Below are 17,576 nucleotides of genomic sequence, written 5' to 3'. Positions count from 1 at the left end.
CTAATGGGGACTGAGCGAATCGCTCAAGTCTTAGATTTTAGGGATCCGAATCCGGCTCACCATCAGCGAGCCCGACACCGCGTACATCAGCGCCAGCGGGTGCAAATAGAAGCCGAACAAGTCCAGCTTGCCGCCCCACATCTGCTCGCCAATGGCGCCTTGCATGGCGGCCACGGCCAGCACGATCACCAGCAGCAAAGAGGTGGGGATGGGAGTGCCCTCGAAATACTTGACCTTGCTGCCGCCTTCGCTGAGCGCTTCGGCCGTGATGTTGAAGCGGGCCAGGCGCGAGACGCCACAGGCCACGAAGAAGACCAGGATGATGCGGTCGTACAAGCCCTGCATGCCGCAGGCATAAGCAATGGCGGCAGGCGCCACGCCGAATGAGATGACGTCGGCCAAGGAGTCCAGCTCGCGCCCCAGCACCGATTGCTGCTGGCGCCAGCGCGCGATGCGGCCGTCCAGCACATCAAAGACAAAGGCCACCGGGATCAGGGCACAGGCGTAGTAAATGTGCAGAACCTGACCGGTCTGCAGATAGGACATCACCGAAAACAGGGCGCCCATGCCGGCGCAGGCATTGCCCAGGGTGAACCAGTCGGCGAGATGGAACTCGCGAATCATGGCGAAAGGTTTGTTGCGTGGCTTCATGCGCAAAGCATACGCGATGGGAGCGGGCAGGCGGGCGAACAAGCCAGTGACCTGGCCGCAGGACCGAAGCGGTTAGGCGGCCGGTGCCGGCGGCGTCGCCTCGTCTTCGGGCTCGCGCCGCAGTGCCTTGCGAATCAAATGCGGCAACAGCAGCCCCAAGGGCATGCGCATCCAATGTGCACGCAGGTACAAAAAGCGCCGCGCGCTGCCGGTCCAGCCGTCCTCGCAGCTGGGGTGATCGGGCTGCAGGGCGCGCAGGAAAACCGCGTCCATCAGCATCAACATCCCGGCCGACGGGCCGGCCTGGCGCAAGGCCGCGCTGATCTCGGGCATGGGCGTGTGCAGCACCAGGCCGGTGTAGCGCAGGGCGTAGAACAGCACCCGGGCCAGGCCCAGTTCAAAAGCGCGCGCGCTGAGTGCGGGCCAAAAGGCGGGCTCGTTGCCAAAGTGGCGCAGCAGGCCGTCCAGATCCAGCAGGTCACGCAAGCCCTTGTCGAACTCGCCGTCGAGGAAAAGATGGCAGGCGCTGTGTAAGACCATGTCCACATCGGCCAGCCGGTACAGCCCCGGCCAAGCGGCAATCGGCTGGGCATTCGCCAAGAGCTTGGCCGCGTCGACCTGGATGCGCCCGCTCAGCGGCAAGATGTTGTGATGCACATCAATCACCGTCTCACGCAGCACATGCTGCAGCGGCGGGATCTCGTGCATCCATTCCCGGTAATAGCGCTGGTCGTAGGCGTCATGGTGGCCGGTCTGCCAACCCTCGGCCATCAAGGAAGCCTCGACGCCGGGCAGGCGATCACGCGGCACCAGAATATCCACATCCGAGAACAAACGGCCCTGCGCCAGCGGCAGCTCGCTCAACGCGTAAGCCGCGCCCTTGAGCACCACCACCGGCATTTTGAGATCTTGCAAGGCCTGGGCGATCTTGCGGGCCTCCCAGCGCACGGCGCGGCGCTGGCTATCGGCCACGCGGCGCACCGAATCGAAATGCTTTTGCGGGCCGGGCGGCAACTGCGCCAGCACACCGGCGCGCTCAAAGGCAACCTCCAGGCGGCCCAGCAGATTGGCGCGGCGGCCTTGCTGCAGCAGCAACTCCCATTGGCGCAGCGTCCAGCCCAGGCAGTCTTGCGGCCGCGCCAGGGCCTGCACCAGCAAGCTCGGACCTAGGCTCATGGCGACACCTCCGCAGCATCCGCCAGCTGGGTGAAGAATTGGCAGGCCTGCTCCAGATCGCTGTACTCAAAGCGCAGGCAATGCGAGGCGGCCACGCGGTCCACCAAGGTCTCAAAGCCCTGGCGGCCATGCAAGTGGTAGTTGAATGCGTTGTCCACCAAGGCCATCATGGCCTCGGCGCGCGGCAAAGGCTGCGGCGTCACCGGGCTGCCCGCCACATAGCGAGGGAACACCACCCAAGCCAGCCGGGCGCGCTCGGTATTGCGCAAGACGCTGTCGGTGGGCGGTTTCATATGCGCCACCGTGCCTTTGACCGTATCCCGCGTCAGCGGGCCGAACACGGCCTGCGGCGCAAAGGCCTTGATGACCTCAATGGAGCGGTTTTTCAAGCTAACGGGCCGTGCCAGCGGCACCAACTCGCCGGTTTGCGGGTCGATCAAGGTCAGCTCATCCGACAGCAAACGCCAGCCTCGATTCACCAGCCCGGCGCACAAGGTGCTCTTGCCCGAGCCAGGCGGCGCCGGCAGCACCATGGCCCGGCCACCGCGCTCAACCACCGCCGCGTGAATGATGATGTATTGGTGGCAGTGCCCGGACACACACCAGTTCAAGCCCCATTCCAGCATGGCCGAGGCATGCGGCAAGGCCATGGGCTTGAAGGGCCGAATGCCCTCAAACGAGAACTGCGCCTGCGGCCGCAACCAGTGGCGCAAGCCGTCCACCGCGTCAATGCGAGTGTCGAAATCGCAGAATTCCTCGGCCGTGCCCAGGGTTTGATCGGCGTAAAGCGTGGCCAGCGCGTCAGCCACGCTGTCGAGCCGGGAGCGGATGCGCACCAGCACCGGGCCGGTGCGGATCAACAAGCCCTCGCCGCGCAGGGCTGATCTCAGGGCCTCAGCCTGCAGTTGCGCCAGTCTCACGAGGGCAATTGCTCGATCAAGCCAAGCTGCTCGAGGTAGTTCAGGTTTTGCGTGATGCGCGCTTCCAGCGCCGCGTCGCTCTCCCCCAGCAGCGCCTGACTCAAGGCCGCGCTGGTCCAGGCTTGGGGAGAAGAATCGACCAGAAAGCCCAGCAATTCCTGGCCGCTGAAGGAGAGCAAATGGGTGTCGCCCGTCAACTCATTGAACACCAGCTGCTGCTCGTCAAGCAAGCGCATGCGCAAGGATGCCGAATTCAGCACCCGCCACTGATGTGTGTGTGCCCCCGGCACGCCAGACCCTTGAACTTCGTCGCTTGAAAATTCAGAAGCTAACGACCGTGCCCATGGTGTACTGCAGATACTTGATGATCTTGGCGTCATCCCAGGGTGCTTCACCAGAGGGGCTGTAGGTCTTGTTCACATGACCATTCCAGAGCGCAATGATCTGCGCCCGCGAGGGTACCGTTGCGGTAACCGAATTCAGAATCGCAGCAACCACCAAGCGGCCAATCTTGACATCGGCCGAAGTACTGGAGCTCATCGCCAGGATGCCCCCAAAAGTTGTCCCCGCTGGGATGCTGCTACCAGGGAAAAAGTCAGAGAAGCGCGTATTGCGTGTGAAGCCCTGTGGGAAGGTCGTTGTTGCCAAAGCCCAATCCGAAGGGCGCTTGCGCGTGCCGCAAGCCAAATCCACGGTCTTGCCCACGGCCCGGCTGACATTGGCCGACTGAAAGCCGGTCGGGCCGTGGCATTCAAGGTTGGCACCCAGCACTGGCCGGCTGGTCACGGTCATGGCCACAGGTGCCAGCGCCAAGCCGCCCTTGAGCAGGCGGCGACGAGCTTCCATGCGAGACGCGGCTGTAGCGGCGACTTGGGGCATGGCGGGCTCTTGGCCTGAATCTAGCGGTTGCTGTTGATGCTGGTTCATGACAATTTCTCCCTGCGGCTTATCGGTACCTGACCTAGCGCAAGAGGACTAGAGTCGAGCGGTGAGACTTTCACGGGAGTGTTCCACACAACGATGGCTGCCGCCATCGCGCGCCCCCCCCTTGAACGGGTGGTGTCCCTTGAATTGAGGCGATATTTCGGCAATTCGGGAATTCTCCCGGGGCCAAGCTCAGACAGCGCCGGCACCAAAGGTGTTGCAAGCCTTCAGCTCACCCGCTGCCAGGCCGGTCTTGAACCAGCGCACGCGCTGCTCGCTGCTGCCGTGGGTGAAGCTTTCGGGCACGACCCGGCCCTGCGCCTGGCGCTGCAATTTGTCGTCGCCAATTTGGGCGGCGGCATTGAGCGCCTCCTCGATGTCGCCCTGCTCCAGCCAACCCTTGCTTTGCTGCGAGTGTTTGGCCCAAACGCCGGCATAGCAATCCGCCTGCAACTCCAGGCGCACGCTCAACGCGTTGTAGTCACGCTCGGAAACCCGCTGGCGGGCGCGATCCAACTTCTCGGTCGTGCCTTGCAAATTCTGTAAGTGGTGACCAACTTCGTGGGCAATCACATAGGCTTGGGCAAAGTCGCCCGGCGCGCCCAAACGGGTGCGCAAGGTGTCGTAGAACGCCAGATCGATATAGACCGTGCGGTCGGCCGGGCAGTAAAACGGGCCCATGGCCGACTCACCCATGCCGCAGGCGGTCTTGTAGCTGCCGCGAAACAGGCTCAGCTTGGGCGGCGCGTACTGCTGCTGTTGGGCGGCGAAGTAGCTGCCCCACACATCTTCGGTGTCTGCCAATACCACGCTGACAAAGCGTCCGGCAGAATCTTGCGGCTTAGCCCCAGGCGCGTGCTGCGCCGTGGGCTCGGACTGCGGCGCGCCGCCCCCACTAAGCAAGCCCAAGACTGTCATGGGATTGATGCCAAAGGCCCAGGAAGCCAGCAAAGCGATGACGATGCCGCCCAAGCCGATGCCGCGGCCACCGCCGAATCCCCGGCCGCCGCCACTGCCTCCACTGCTGCCCCGTAAATCCTGGACGTTCTCGCTCTCGCGCTGACCTTCCCACTTCATCTTGGGCTCCTTGTGCTGTTCTGCTCTGTTCCACGCCCAGCGGCGCTACCGTCTGTGCCGCGGATTGTGCGGCCTGTCGCGTCCCGCTTGGTGCGGCGGCATGGTCAACGCCACACTGCGGGCAATTCTCACCCTTTGCTGGTGCCTTCAAAGGCGCCACCGATTGCCAAAATGCCACGCCAAGGAGCCGCCATGCCCAAGTTCAAACTGATCGCCGCCACAGCACTGCTCGCACTGACTGGACTCAGCCACGCCGCCGACAGCAATGACTGGGAATTGCGCATCAAAAACCACGGCAATAGCTGGACGGCCAGTTTCAGCGGTCCGACGGACTACGGCCCCGCCGGCAAGCGCATCAAGGGCTCGGGCGTGATCGTCGAGAAGGCGCGCACCCTGCGCCCCTTCAGCAAGCTGCGGCTCGAAGGCCCGATGAATGTGCGCCTGAGTCAGGCCAGCACCGACGCCGCCCGCGTCTCCGCCGATGACAATATCGAGCCTCTGATCGACACCCGCGTCGAAGACGACACCCTGATCCTGCGTTTGCTGCCCGGCACGGGCTTCAGCACCCGCTACGCCCCCACCGTGTGGGTGGACAGCAAAAACCTGCAAACCCTGGTGTCCAGCGGCTCCGGCGATATTGCCATCGACAAGTTCAAGGGCGACAAGCTCAGCCTGAGCCTGAATGGCTCGGGCGACTTGCGCATCGGCTTGCTGGAGGTGAACGAGCTCGACGCCAAGCTGTCCGGCTCAGGCGACTGCACGGTGGCCGGCCGTGCCGAGCGGCAGAACTGGCTGCTGCAGGGTTCGGGCGATGTGGACGCGCGCAGCCTCAACGGCAGCAGCGCCCGGGCCCAGCTGAGCGGCTCAGGTGACCTGAGCCTGGGCGTAACCCAAAACCTCGACGCCACCTTGCAGGGCTCGGGCGACTTGAGCTATGCCGGGCGCCCGGTACTCAAACAAAACGTCAGCGGCTCGGGCGAGATCAACCGACGCTGAGGCGCACTAGCCACCAGACTTTCCCGCCGCGCGCCGCTGATTGGCTCAGAATAGGGCCATTCTCTGGAGGTGTCGATGAGCGACATGCAAGGCCTGCAAGTGCAGGATGAATTGGCCGGCATCTTGCTCGGCATGCATGAAGAAAGTCCCTTGCTGGTGGCGCTGTTTGATGCGCAGGATGTGCTGCGCTATGCCAACCGCGCGTTTCGCGCCGCTTATGCCGTGCAGCCCGACGGGCAAATGAGCTGGTCCGACATGATGCGCGACAACTACGCCCACCGGCGCGGCGCCTGCATCGAAACCCAAGACATCGAGGCCTGGATCGCCAATGTGCATTCCCGCCGCGGCAAAACAGCGCACCGGGCCTTCGAGGCCGACCTGTGCGACGGGCGCTGGATCTGGATGACCGAAAGCATTCAGCAACAGGGCTGGATGCTGTGCGTCGCCAGCGATATCAGCAATCTGCGCCAAGAAGGCCGCGCCCTGCGCCAAGCCCACGTCAAGGCCCTGGCCGCCGCCAATACCGACGCGCTGACCGGCCTGAGCAACCGCCGCCACGGCCTGCAACTGCTGGATCAAGCCCTGATGGACAGCGAGCCCTGGCCGCTCTGCGTCGCCCTGCTCGATCTGGACGACTTCAAGCAGATCAATGACAGCCTCGGCCACGCGGCCGGCGATCTGGCCTTGATCGACTTCGCCCGCCAGCTCCAGGCCGGCAGCCGCCGCGAGGACGGCTGTGCCCGCCTCGGGGGTGATGAGTTTTTGCTGATCCTACCGGCCGCCGGTCTGCCGCAGGCCCAAGCCATCATCGAGCGCTTGCTGGAGCGGGTGCGCAAGGCCCGGCCCCTGCCGGATCATCCAGAGCTAGGCTACCACTGCTCGGTGGGCTTGGCGCAAGCCAGCTGGGGCGAAAACACCGAAACCCTGCTGTGCCGTGCCGATGCGGCGCTCTACGGCGCCAAGCTGGCCGGCCGCAATCGCTACGTGCTGGCCGAATGAGGGCGCGCTAAATCCTGCGTGCTAAACCGCGTACCAGAGCGCAGCAAAGAAATGGCAGCCGCTGCCGGCCAGCACGAACAAGTGCCAGATGAAATGGCCATAGCGGATGCGGCCATCCAGCAGAAACACGATCGCCCCCAAGGTGTAGGCCACGCCGCCCGCGACCAGCCAGGCCAAGCCAGCGGCGGCCATGCGCGCCGTCAAAGGCCCCAGGGCAAAGATCACCAGCCAACCCATCGCCACATACAGCCCGGTTGACCAGAGCGGGTGGCGCAGGCGGTTGAACAGCTTGGCCGTCACGCCCAGGCCGGCAAATCCCCACACCAAGCCAAACAGCGTCCAGCCCCAAGCCCCATGCAAAACGCCCAGGGCGAAGGGCGTGTAGCTGCCGGCGATGAATAAATAGATGGCGGCATGATCCAACCGGTTCAGCCACAGCTTGGCTCGGCCCTCCGGCATGGCGTGAAACAGCGTGGACACCAGATACAGCAGCATCATGGTGAGCGAGAACACACAGGCCGCCACCACATGGCGTGTTTCGCCCTGCCGCGCCGCGGCAATGCTGAGGATGGGCAAAGACGCCACGGCCAGCAAAAAGCCCAGGCCATGACTGATGGCGTTGGCAATCTCTTCGCCCAAAGATTGATTTCGTGCGCTCATGCAGGCATTCTTACAGTCTTCATGTGACCGTTGACGACAAGGCCCCTCAGATTCGACAAGCACTTGCGCCATGTCAGACCCCGCCCGCTTAAATCCGCCACTTGGCAGCACCGGTCACGGCTGGGCGGAGCCGAGCCTGACGCGGCGCCACTTGTTGGCTGCCACTGCGGGCATGGCGATGGCGGCAGCTCGCGGGGAAGCCAAGGCGGCCGACAGCGAGCCCAGCCTGAGCGTCATGATGGAGGAATTGCCGCCCTTTTCCTTCCGCGATGGGCAAGGCGAGCCCGCCGGTTATGCGGTGGAGCTGGTGCGCGAAATGCTGCGGCGGGCCGAGCTGAGCCCCAAGTTCGAGTTTTCGTCTTGGCAGCGGGTGATGGCCAAGGCGCGAGGCGACTCTGCCGTGCTGATCCCCACCATCGTGCGCCTGCCCGAGCGTGAGAAAGCCTTCTACTGGCTGGGCGCCATCTCCAAACGCCACGGCATGGTGTTCCGGCGCAAGGCCAGGCTGGATGTCAACGTCAGCAGCGTGCAGGACCTGCGCCAATACCGCACCGCGGTGGTGATGGGCGACATCTCGGAGCGCGAGATGCTTTCCCTGGGGCTGGACAGCGAACAGCACCTCGACCGCAGCACCGACTACAGCATCGCCCTGCGGCGCCTGTTCTCCGACCGGGTCGAGTTGCTGGCCATCAGCCGGGTGCTGGCCCCGGCCATGCTCAAGCAGCACGGCTATAACTTCGCCGATCTAGAGCCGGTTTTGAAGCTGCGCGAAACGGCCTCGTCGATGGCGCTGAACTTGGCCTCCGAGCCGGCGCTGCGGCACAAGCTGCAACAGGCTTTCGATGCCATGCGGCGCGACGGGGCGATGGCGGCCATCATCGCCCGCTATCCCATGCTCAGCCTGGAATAAGGCGGCCAGGGCCGGCAGGCCCGCCCTGGCTGGGCGAAGCCAGCAGACTTACTTCAATTCCGCAGCGACGGCGGGCTTGGGCAGGGGCAAGACCCGACCCTGCGCTTGCGCGGGCGAGCGCACATGCAAGATGTTCGCCAGGGTCGGCGCAATATCAGCCACTTCCACCGGCGTTTTCACCTCGCCACGCCCCACCCAGGCCGGGCCCCAGCTCAGGATGGGCACATGGGTGTCGTACTCATACGGCGTGCCATGCGAGCTGCCGCCGACACGGGAGCCGAACAACCAACCCGGCTTGACCAGGATCTGCACCGGCGCGGCCACATCCGGGTGCCAGGACTTGCGCATCGCTGCCAGATACGGCGTCTGCGTATCCGTACCCTGCAGCTGCGCCAGCGTGAAGACATCGGCAACACCCTTCATCTGCAGCAGCAAAGCCTTGGTTTCTTCGTAGACATCAGCGGGCTTGACGCCCTTGGCGGCCATCAGCTTGTCGTCAAACAAAACACCGGCGGCCGAGAAGGCGGTGGCCCAGCGGCCCTCGCCGAACTTCTTCACCAAACCGCTATTCACCCAAGACAGCACCTGCGCCGGGTTGACCCGGTCCGCATCACGGCCCTGCGACTTGGCCCACTCGGGCGTGTCGGCAAAGCCGTGGTCGGCGGTCAGCACGGCCACATAGTTGCCGGCGCCGACCTTGGCGTCCAGATACTGGAAGAAGCCTTGCAGATAGCGGTCCAGATGCAGGAAATGGTCGTGCGAGAGGCGCGACTCCGGCCCGAAAGCATGGTTCACATAGTCATGGCTGGACAGGCTCACCGACAAGATATCGGTCTTGGCGCGCACACCGCCGCCCAGGCCCTCGCCTTCGATGGCGGCGCGGGCAAAGGCCAGGGTCAGCTCGTCACCAAAAGGTGAGGGCAAGATATTGGCGTAGAACAAGGGGCCGGGCTTCTCGTGCTTGTCACCCAAGATGGCCGGCAGCTTGTTGCCATTGCCCGAGTTGACTTGCCAGAACTGACCGTCCGGCACCGAGCGGGCATAGGCCGCTTCGGGCAGCAGCGGCGCCCAGGTCTTGCCGAAGAAGGCGTCGGCCGGCTTGGCGGCATTGAAGTCCTTGACCCACTGCGGGTGGGCGGGCATGTAGTAAGTGCTCGAGGCGAACTGGCCCGTCTCACTCATATACATATAGGCCGTGCCCTTGTGGCCGGCCGGCAGGATGGCGCCGCGGTCTTTGCCGGAGACGGCAATCACCTTGGCCGCAGGGTCCACGCCGCGCAGCACATCGCCCACCGTCTCGGCGCGCAGATTGCGTGGGCTGGTGCCTGCCAGCGGGGCGGTCTTGTTGCCGATGTAGGTGTGCGCCGTATCCTGGGTGCAATAGACCATCTCGCCGGTTTTGGGGTCACGCCATTCATTGCTGATGATGCTGGTGCGCTGCGGGTAAGCGCCCGTCAACATCACCGCGTGGCCAGCCGCCGTGACGGTGTGGCCATGGCCGTAATGGGCATTGGCAAACCAGGTGCCACGGTCGAGAAAGCGCTTGAAGCCATCGGGCTGCAGTTGGTCCCGGTAGTTCAGCACCTGGCGCATCGGCAAACCGTCCACCACCATGAAGACGACCAGCTTGGGCGGCGCCACATCCTGGCCCGCCTTGGCGATCAGCGGGGCCTTATCGGCGCTGGTAGCCTGCAGTGCTGGTTTGCCGCCGGACGCGCAACCCAGAAGGGCGCTGCTGGCCAGCAGGACGAATGAAATTTTGAGCTTGAACATGGGGCTGTTTATTGTTTTCGCAGCCCGCAAGCTTAGTCGATTCACTGGCGATCACAGCAGCTTGCGCCGCTCTGCGCCCGCCAGTTTTTCGCGCCGCGCGCTCGCTGCTCGCCCAGCAAAGGCCGGGCTGCCGATTACTGGCCCTGCAAGCGGCCCTGCGCCAGCGCCAGCAACTCCGCCGCGCTGAGGCGTTGGCGCTCGCCGCAGGCACTGGCCATGCGCAGGCTCAGGCTGACGCATTGGCCTTCGATCTCGTAAGTGCCCGCCAACTGCTGCTGCAAACGCTGCTGCACCAACTCGGGCCGGGCCTGGGCCATATTGCCCAGGATCACCGCGTACTGGCTGGCGTCCAGGCGCACCACCACATCATGGCTGCGCACCCGGCCGCGCAGGCGCTCGCCCAGGGCGTGGCGCGCACCGTTCAAATGGGCTGGGGTGACGAGTTGCTGGCCGTGGCTGCTCAAGCCCTGAATGGCAATCAGCAGCAAAGCCGGCTCGGCGCCGCAGCGGCGGCTGGCCACCAACTCGCGCTGCAGCAATTTCAGCAAGCCCGCCTCGTCCGCCACGCTCAGAACCTCCGGCCGGCCCGGGCGCTTGCGTGCGCCGGCTGGCGCGGGCGTTGCCACCAAGCTCAAACGTGCGGCGGAGGCGGCAGAGGCAATGGCGTTGTCGGTAGGCTGAAACATGCGCGGCGAACTCGTGGTTTCGTTTGTTCTGCAATGGATTGAGGCCATGTCTGCGCGGTGCGTTCTCCATGCAGGCCTCCCCAGACCTTGCCACGCAAACATGCCCTCATTGCTTAAAACGGATTGCCGCCGACAAACCCGACATCCGAATTGCAAAATTTTTTAGCCGGCACTGCCGCCCCTGCAAGCCAGGCGCTAGAGTGAGGGCAAAGGCGCCACGCCGCCCGGGCAAGACCTGCCCCCACGTCACCCGCAGCCGCCACCCCGGCCCCACGGTGCCGAGGCAAGAATCAGATAAAAAACAGTCAGACAGACACCGAGGGATTGAGGATCACGTGAACACCAGCGCCAGCGACATCACCCAGATGCTGCAAGCCGCCGCCGCGGGCGACACCCAGGCGGGCGAGCGCGCGCTCAGCCTTTTGTATGGCGAGATGCAGCGCCTGGCGCGCAGCCGCCTGCACAAATCGGGCGAGCTGACCCTGCTGGACGCCACCGGCCTGGTGCATGAAACCTATTTGCGCCTGCAAGCCCAAGCCGGGCTGGACTTTGCCGACCGCCGCCACTTCCTGGCCTACGCCGCCAAAACCATGCACCACATCGTCATCGACCTGGTGCGCGCCGCCAGCGCCGAGCGCCGTGGCGGCGGGCAAACCCACATCACCCTCAACACCGCCCATGCCGAGCTGCCCCAGCAGCGCGACGACGAAATCCTGCGCGTGCATGAAGCCCTGGACGAATTGGCTGCGCTTGAGCCGCGCCTGGCCCAGGTGGTAGAGATGCGCTACTTCGGCGGCCTGCTGGAGGCCGAAATCGCCGAGGCCCTGGGCCTGACCGAACGCACCGTGCAGCGCGACTGGCAAAAAGCCCGGCTGTTTCTCTCCCTCGCCCTGCAAGAGTGAATTGCCCCCGATGAGTCAAGCCAAGCGCATCATCAACAAAGCCCGCTGGCCCGAGCTCAGCCCCCTGCTGGACGAATTGCTGGACCTGGACCTCAGCGCCCGCGCCAGCCGCCTGATGGCCCTGCACCGCCAGGACCCCGAGTTGGCCGCCGACCTGGCCGAGCTGCTAGCCCGCCAGGCCAAGCAAGAGGCGGCCGACTATCTGGCCACCCCCTTGCTCGGCCTGGCCGCCCACACCCTGGCCGCCGGCCAACTGGTGGGCGCCTACACCCTGGTGCGCGAGATTGGCCATGGCGGCATGGGCGCGGTGTGGCTGGCGCGGCGCACCGACGGGCGCTTCGAGGGCGAGGTGGCGATCAAATTCCTCTCGGCCGGCCTCGTCGGCCCGGGGGACGCCGGCCGCTTCGCCCGCGAAGGGCAAATCCTCGCCCGCCTGGCCCACCCGCACATCGCCCGCCTGCTGGACGCCGGCCTGGCCGCCGAAAGCAAAGCCCCCTATCTGGTGCTGGAATACATCGCCGGCCAGCCCATCGACCAATACTGCGACAGCCGTGGCCTGGACACCCGCGCCCGCGTGCTGCTGTTTCGCGATGTGCTGGCCGCCGTGGCCCACGCCCACACGCGGCTGATCCTGCACCGCGACCTGAAGCCGTCCAACATCCTCGTGACCGCTAACGGCGAGGTCAAGCTGCTGGACTTCGGCATCGCCAAGCTGCTGGAAGCCAGCGACGAGGCAGGCGCGGCTGCTGGGGGTGCCGGTACGGGTTCAGCCACCAGTGCCGGCGCCGCCTCCGAACTCACCCAGCAAGCCGGCCGCGCCTTCACGCCCCGCTACGCCGCGCCCGAGCAAGTGCAAGGCAGCGAAGTCACCACCGCCACCGACGTCTATGCCCTGGGCGTGCTGCTTTACCTGCTGCTCAGCGGCCGCCACCCCACCGCCACCAACGACAACGACGCCAACACCACCCCGCTGGAGCGCATGCGCGGCATCGTCGAGGTGGAACCCAAAAAACTCTCCGAAGCCGTGCGCGGCAAGAGTGCGGAAGGCAAAGCGCAAGACCTCAGCAAAAAGAGAGCCGCCCGCGAACTGCGCGGCGATCTGGACACCATCGTCGCCAAGGCGCTCAAAAAAGTGCCCGCCGAGCGTTACGCCAATGCCGCCGCCCTGAGCGAGGAACTGCGCCGCTGGCTGGCGCATGAGCCCATCAGCGCGCGGCCGGACAGCGCCGCCTACATCCTGTCCAAGTTTGTGCGCCGTCATCGCGTCGCCGTGGCGGCCGGCACCCTGGGTCTGCTGACACTGAGCGTCAGCATCGGCGTGGCGCTGCGCCAGGGCCAGGAGGCGCAAGCGCAACGCGCCCAGGCCGAGGGCCTGATCGAATTCATGCTCGGCGATCTGCGCAAAAAGCTGGAGCCGGTGGGCCGGCTGGATGTGTTGGATGCCGTGGGCGAAAAGGCGCTGGGCTATTACGCCGCCCAGCAAACCGGCCGCCTGGACGCTGACGCACTGGGCCGGCGCGCCCGGGCGCTGCACCTGATGGGCCAGATTGCCCAGCAACGCGGCAAGCTCGACGAGGCCAGCCGCATGTATGACGCGGCCGCCGGCAGCACTGCCGAACTGCTGCAGCGCGCGCCCAAAGACGGCCAGCGCATTTATGACCATGCGCAAAGCGTGTTCTGGGTTGGCGATGCCGCCAGGCGGCAGGGCCAGGCGGAGCAGGCCGAAAAGCAGTTCAAGCGCTACCTGGAATTGGCCGAGCAGCTTGGGCCGCTGGCGGCGGGCAAGCCGGATTGGCTGGCCGAGCGGGCGCATGCGAGGGGCAACCTGGGTATCTTGCAGCTGCAGGCCGGTCAGGCTCAGGCGGCATTGCAAAACTTCCAAGAGGCTTTGCTTGTCTATGAGGACCTGGCCAAGACGCAAGCCGATTTGCGGGATCAACAGATTTCAACGCTGGGCTGGATCTCGCGGGCGCATCAATACCTGGGAAGCTATACGCAGGCCCTTGCGGCCGACCAGAACAAGCTGGCTGTGCTGAGCGGCATTCCCAACCGCGATCAGGACCACTTGATGCAGGACCAAGAGGCCAACGCTCATCATGACGTCAGCCGTTCCCTTTTCTTTACGGGGAACAACGAAGCTGCCCAGCAGGAATCCGAAAAGGCGGTCGCACAACTCGAACTGCTGACTGCGGCAGACACGAGCAATCTTGATACCTTGGAAAGACTCTGCTCCCTGCGCTTAGGCTTGGCCGAAATCCGCGTGGCCCGTGGTGGGCAAGACCTGACCCCCTTGCTGAACCAGCTCAAGACAGATATTGCTCTATTGCTGGCCACGGACGCCAAGCAGATGAAGTGGCAAGGCAGTTTGCGTGGTCGTCTGCTGTGGCTTCGAGCACAGATCGAACGCAGCGAAGCACAAGTCCACGCGCTGAGCGCCGAGATGACCAGCTACATGGCCGATATGCAGGCACGCATCCAGGCTGGCACGCGCATCAACAAAGACCAGCGCCTGATACTGGCCCGAGTCGAACTGAGCTTGGGTGAGCTTTTGGGCAGTAGCGAAGTCACCGAAGCCAAGTTGCATTGGCAAGCGGCCGTCGAGCGCTTGCGTGCAGATGTCACAAAATCAGATGCGCCGGCGCTGGCCGTGACCGCATTGGCCCATTTCCGCTTGAATGCAATTGAAGAAGCGCGCCGGCTGGCCGAAAAGCTGGAGGCCTCCAGCTATCGGCACCCGGACTACCTCCGACTCCGAACGCTGCTGCAAAAGGCGCCAACTTCTTCAGCTCAGCCAACAGGGAAACCATGACAACACCTAGCGACAAACCGGTCTTCACCTTCACCGTCAACGTCAGCGACGCCACCGACCCGCCCACGGTCACCACCGTCCCCGCCGAAATCACCGTCCGCACCAGCAACGGCCTGATCGAGTTTGATCTGGCCACGCCGGGCTATAGCTTCGAACCCGCAGCGCCCATCGTCTTCAGCGAGGCGACGACCGACTTCCCCGACCTGTGGGCGGTCAGCGCGACCCAGGTCTTTATGCGCGACCGCTGCTCCAAGGCAGCCACGCTGAACTTCACCATCAATGTGGTGGAAGACAGCAGCGGCCGCAGCCTGAGCCATGACCCGCTCATCAGAAACGATCCGGAATGATTTCGGTCCGCTGAGCTGACTTGCCGGGCTGCGATACTGCGCGCGCCGAACAAGCGCAAGCCTTGTGGTTTTTTTTGCTTCGCGATTTGAGTTCGGCCATACAAAGCAAGCAAGCAAACACACAAGCTCACAGACTGGTAGCAGACCGCATGAAGCAACTCGCCCTCCTCCGCCCAGCCGCGCTGGCCCTCAGCACTGTTTTGATGAGCGCCGCGCCCGGCTGGGCAAGCGCCGCCGAGCTGTACAACAACGGCCCGGTAGTGGACGCGAACGGCTTGTCGATCAGGGCCGCCAAGGCCGCGACCTTCAGCTTCAGCGCGAAATCCGCTTCCAAGAACGCACTGGCCGAGGACTTCACCGTCACTGGCGCGGGCTGGCTGATCAGCAGCATCGACTTCTTTGCGCTGCAGAACAACGCCACAGCCTTCACACTGAAGGACGTCAGCTGGAGCATCCTGGCCGGCGACGCAAACAACGGCAGCGTCATCGCCAGCGGCATCACCGCGCTGAGCAACGGCGGCCTGCTCGGCTACCGGGTCACCGAGAGCAACTTGACCGACAAAACCCGGCCAATTTACCGCGCCAGCGCCGACATCGCCGATGTGAGCCTGAGCGCTGGGCACTACTGGTTGCGCTGGAGCATGACAGGCTCGCTCAGCTCCGGGCCTTGGACGGCGCCCACCTCGGACGCTCGCCTTGGCAATGCCATGTATTCGGCGGCCGGCAGCAGCTTCGCCGCCATCCTGGATGCCGGCAGCCAAGTCGGCGTGGAACTGCCTTTTGTGCTCAACGGCACGATGTTGGCCGCCGTGCCCGAACCGTCAAGCGCAGCCTTCGCGCTGCTCGGCGGCCTGGGCCTGGGCCTAGCCTGGCGCCTGCGCCGCAAGGGTCGGCCTGCGCAGGCGCGTTGAACTTTTCAGGGACGGAAGGTCGGAACGGGGTCAGGCCTTTACGTTGAAGTTTAAATTTGAGGCCAGACCTCGACCGCGCCAACCGCTCCCAACGGCCCTGACCCCAACCGCTCTAGCGGCGGTGCTGTGCAATGCGCTTTTGCAGAAACCCGTCGCCGACGCGCCTCGCACACTGAGTGCTGCCGAGGCGGTGGCGGGTGGCCGGAAGTCCAGAACAAGGGCACCTAGCTTGTTCGCCAACTCGACGGCTGAACTCAAGCCGCCCTCAGTTAGGCTTGGGGGATGGCGCGCAAAAACTCCTCCTCCGCTTCTCGCTCTTCCGCCGCCCCTGCGGCGCACCAGCCTTCGGCCGCTCGGGCCGCCGCAGGCAGAGCCGCTGCAGCCAACAGCTCTGCACCCAACGCTGAATTCGGCAAGCCGCTGAGCGGCTGGCGCCTGCGTTGCTACACCATCATTTTTGAGGCCGACACGCGGGCCGGCCGGCGCTTTGATTTGGCGCTGATCCTGATGGTGCTGCTGAGCGTGGCCCTGGTGATGCTGGAAAGCGTGGGCAATTTGCGCGGCCGCTACGGCCCCTGGCTCACCGGCTTTGAGTACTTCTTCACCGCAGCCTTCACGGCGGAATACGTCTTGCGCCTGCTGTGTGTGCGCCACCCGCTGCGCTATGCGCTGAGCTTTTACGGCCTGGTGGATTTGCTGGCGGTGCTGCCCACTTACCTCGCGATTTTTGAGCCCAGCTTGTATGCGCTGGTGGATGTGCGGGTGCTGCGCTTGCTGCGGGTGTTTCGCATCCTCAAGCTGCAGGCTTATCTGCAGGAATACATCAGCCTGGGCCGGGCCTTGCGAGCCAGCGGGCGCAAGATTTTTGTGTTCTTGTCGGCGGTGCTGATGGTGGTGCTGATCATGGGCACGGTGATGTTCATCGTTGAGGGGCCGGAACATGGTTTCACCAGCATCCCGGTGGGGGTGTACTGGGCCATCACCACGCTGACGACGGTGGGCTATGGCGACCTGACGCCCAAGACGGATTTGGGCCGCGCGATTGCCTCGCTGATGATGTTGATGGGCTGGGGCGTGCTGGCGGTGCCGACCGGCATCGTGACCGCCGAAATGAGCGCCCAGCGCTTTCAGTTCCCACCCAAAACGACAACGCGCACTTGCCATGAGTGCCTGACCGAGGGGCATCAACCGGACTCGAAGTTTTGCCGCAATTGCGGGGCCAAGTTGCCCACGTATCACAGCGAGTGAATGACTGAATGAATGACTCAATGAGTGAATCGATGAAGGCCCAGGGGATGAGCAGGACGACGATGATGCGCACGGCGGAAGAACTGGCACAAGCCCAATTGCTGGCCTACAACGCGAAGGATTTGGACTCGTTTGTGGCCTGCTACAGCGAGGATGTGCGGGTTTGGCGCTTGGCTAGCGGCGCGGCCATGCCGCCATTGCCTTTGCAGCCGCAGTTGCAGGGGCGAGCGGCCTTTCGTGAGCTTTACCGCCAAGGCCCTTTTGCCGCCCCGCAAGTGCAGGCGGAAGTGACGCAGCGCATCGTGATGGGCGATACGGTGATTGACCATGAGCGGGTGCATGGCCGGGGTGAGGGTGTGCAGCAGGTGGCGGTGGTGTATCGATGCCGGGAGGGCTTGATCGCGGAGGTGTATTTCTTCTTGCCGTGAAGGCGGGGGGAGTTGCCTTTGTTCTTGGTGGTCTAACTCTCGGTTGTTGGAGTCGAAGTTGGGTTGCGGGGATTTCGCCCCCGCGGGCGACCTTCTTTCTTGGGCGCCCAAGAAAGAAGGCAAAGAAGCCGCCCCGAATGCCTGGCCCCTGCGGGGTCC

At 64.5% G+C, this 17,576-nt stretch carries 18 protein-coding genes; 9 read left to right on the top strand and 9 right to left on the bottom strand.

The features are described from left to right. Positions 1-30: 30 nt before the first annotated feature. From pssA to ypfJ, 6 genes are all read right to left on the bottom strand, one after another. Positions 31-651: a CDP-diacylglycerol--serine O-phosphatidyltransferase gene (pssA, locus tag AABB87_RS14560; RefSeq protein ID WP_341971902.1), complete on the bottom strand. Its 621-nt coding sequence runs from the start codon at positions 649-651 to the stop codon at positions 31-33. 72 nt (positions 652-723) lie between these two features. Further along, positions 724-1,827, bottom strand: a complete 1,104-nt coding sequence (locus AABB87_RS14555; RefSeq protein ID WP_341971901.1) for a nucleotidyltransferase domain-containing protein — start codon at positions 1,825-1,827, stop codon at positions 724-726. Further along, entirely contained in the window at positions 1,824-2,747 is a 924-nt protein-coding gene (locus AABB87_RS14550) for an HprK-related kinase A (protein ID WP_341971900.1), read from the bottom strand. Before AABB87_RS14550 ends, AABB87_RS14555 begins: the two co-directional genes overlap by 4 nt. Next, positions 2,744-2,983, bottom strand: a complete 240-nt coding sequence (locus AABB87_RS14545) for an HPr-rel-A system PqqD family peptide chaperone (RefSeq protein ID WP_341971899.1) — start codon at positions 2,981-2,983, stop codon at positions 2,744-2,746. The genes AABB87_RS14550 and AABB87_RS14545 overlap by 4 nt, the downstream gene beginning before the upstream one ends. Positions 2,984-3,068: 85 nt before the next feature. Then, positions 3,069-3,626, bottom strand: coding sequence for a hypothetical protein (locus tag AABB87_RS14540; protein ID WP_341971898.1), 558 nt, complete (start codon positions 3,624-3,626; stop codon positions 3,069-3,071). 237 nt (positions 3,627-3,863) lie between these two features. After that, the gene (gene ypfJ / locus AABB87_RS14535; protein WP_341971897.1) at positions 3,864-4,748 is read right to left on the bottom strand and encodes a KPN_02809 family neutral zinc metallopeptidase; all 885 of its coding nucleotides are present in this window, start codon (positions 4,746-4,748) and stop codon (positions 3,864-3,866) included. A 192-nt stretch (positions 4,749-4,940) separates the two neighbouring features. Here ypfJ and AABB87_RS14530 point away from each other — a divergent pair, with 192 nt between their 5' ends. Then, positions 4,941-5,744, top strand: a complete 804-nt coding sequence (locus AABB87_RS14530) for a head GIN domain-containing protein (protein WP_341971896.1) — start codon at positions 4,941-4,943, stop codon at positions 5,742-5,744. Between the two features lie 75 nt (positions 5,745-5,819). Continuing rightward, on the top strand, positions 5,820-6,743 hold the full coding sequence (locus AABB87_RS14525; protein WP_341971895.1) for a GGDEF domain-containing protein: 924 nt from the start codon (positions 5,820-5,822) through the stop codon (positions 6,741-6,743). A 21-nt stretch (positions 6,744-6,764) separates the two neighbouring features. Here AABB87_RS14525 and trhA read toward each other — a convergent pair whose 3' ends face one another. Beyond that, positions 6,765-7,403 carry a PAQR family membrane homeostasis protein TrhA gene (trhA, locus tag AABB87_RS14520; protein WP_341971894.1) on the bottom strand — a complete coding sequence of 213 codons (639 nt, stop codon included), beginning with the start codon at positions 7,401-7,403 and terminating at the stop codon, positions 6,765-6,767. Between the two features lie 70 nt (positions 7,404-7,473). On the opposite strand from trhA, the gene AABB87_RS14515 reads away from it, so the two are divergent. Continuing rightward, positions 7,474-8,313, top strand: a complete 840-nt coding sequence (locus tag AABB87_RS14515) for a substrate-binding periplasmic protein (RefSeq protein WP_341971893.1) — start codon at positions 7,474-7,476, stop codon at positions 8,311-8,313. A 48-nt stretch (positions 8,314-8,361) separates the two neighbouring features. Here the strand turns inward: AABB87_RS14515 and AABB87_RS14510 are convergent, their stop codons facing one another. Then, positions 8,362-10,086 (bottom strand): alkaline phosphatase family protein, encoded by a 1,725-nt coding sequence (locus tag AABB87_RS14510; RefSeq protein ID WP_341971892.1) that lies wholly within the window; start codon positions 10,084-10,086, stop codon positions 8,362-8,364. 134 nt (positions 10,087-10,220) lie between these two features. Then, positions 10,221-10,772 carry a hypothetical protein gene (locus AABB87_RS14505; protein ID WP_341971891.1) on the bottom strand — a complete coding sequence of 184 codons (552 nt, stop codon included), beginning with the start codon at positions 10,770-10,772 and terminating at the stop codon, positions 10,221-10,223. Positions 10,773-11,107: 335 nt separating this feature from the next. Here AABB87_RS14505 and AABB87_RS14500 point away from each other — a divergent pair, with 335 nt between their 5' ends. The 6 genes from AABB87_RS14500 (at position 11,108) to AABB87_RS14475 (ending at position 17,417) form a co-directional block, all read left to right on the top strand. After that, positions 11,108-11,674 carry an ECF-type sigma factor gene (locus tag AABB87_RS14500; RefSeq protein WP_341971890.1) on the top strand — a complete coding sequence of 189 codons (567 nt, stop codon included), beginning with the start codon at positions 11,108-11,110 and terminating at the stop codon, positions 11,672-11,674. Between the two features lie 10 nt (positions 11,675-11,684). Continuing rightward, positions 11,685-14,483 (top strand): serine/threonine protein kinase, encoded by a 2,799-nt coding sequence (locus tag AABB87_RS14495; RefSeq protein ID WP_341971889.1) that lies wholly within the window; start codon positions 11,685-11,687, stop codon positions 14,481-14,483. Further along, the gene (locus tag AABB87_RS14490; protein WP_341971888.1) at positions 14,480-14,830 is read left to right on the top strand and encodes a hypothetical protein; all 351 of its coding nucleotides are present in this window, start codon (positions 14,480-14,482) and stop codon (positions 14,828-14,830) included. Before AABB87_RS14495 ends, AABB87_RS14490 begins: the two co-directional genes overlap by 4 nt. 149 nt (positions 14,831-14,979) lie before the next feature. After that, complete coding sequence (locus tag AABB87_RS14485) at positions 14,980-15,741, top strand: PEP-CTERM sorting domain-containing protein (RefSeq protein WP_341971887.1); 762 nt, start codon at positions 14,980-14,982, stop codon at positions 15,739-15,741. 282 nt (positions 15,742-16,023) lie between these two features. Further along, positions 16,024-16,989, top strand: coding sequence for an ion transporter (locus AABB87_RS14480; protein WP_341971886.1), 966 nt, complete (start codon positions 16,024-16,026; stop codon positions 16,987-16,989). A 47-nt stretch (positions 16,990-17,036) separates the two neighbouring features. Continuing rightward, a complete protein-coding gene (locus AABB87_RS14475; protein WP_341971885.1) occupies positions 17,037-17,417 on the top strand; it encodes a nuclear transport factor 2 family protein in 381 nt (126 codons plus the stop codon). The last annotated feature ends 159 nt before the right edge of the window (positions 17,418-17,576 follow it).

The sequence above is a fragment of the Roseateles sp. PN1 genome, from assembly GCF_038419725.1.
Lineage (GTDB): Bacteria > Pseudomonadota > Gammaproteobacteria > Burkholderiales > Burkholderiaceae_C > Paucibacter_A.
The sequence above is the reverse complement of the archived record's forward strand: the minus strand, read 5'-3'. Positions and strand labels throughout refer to the sequence as shown.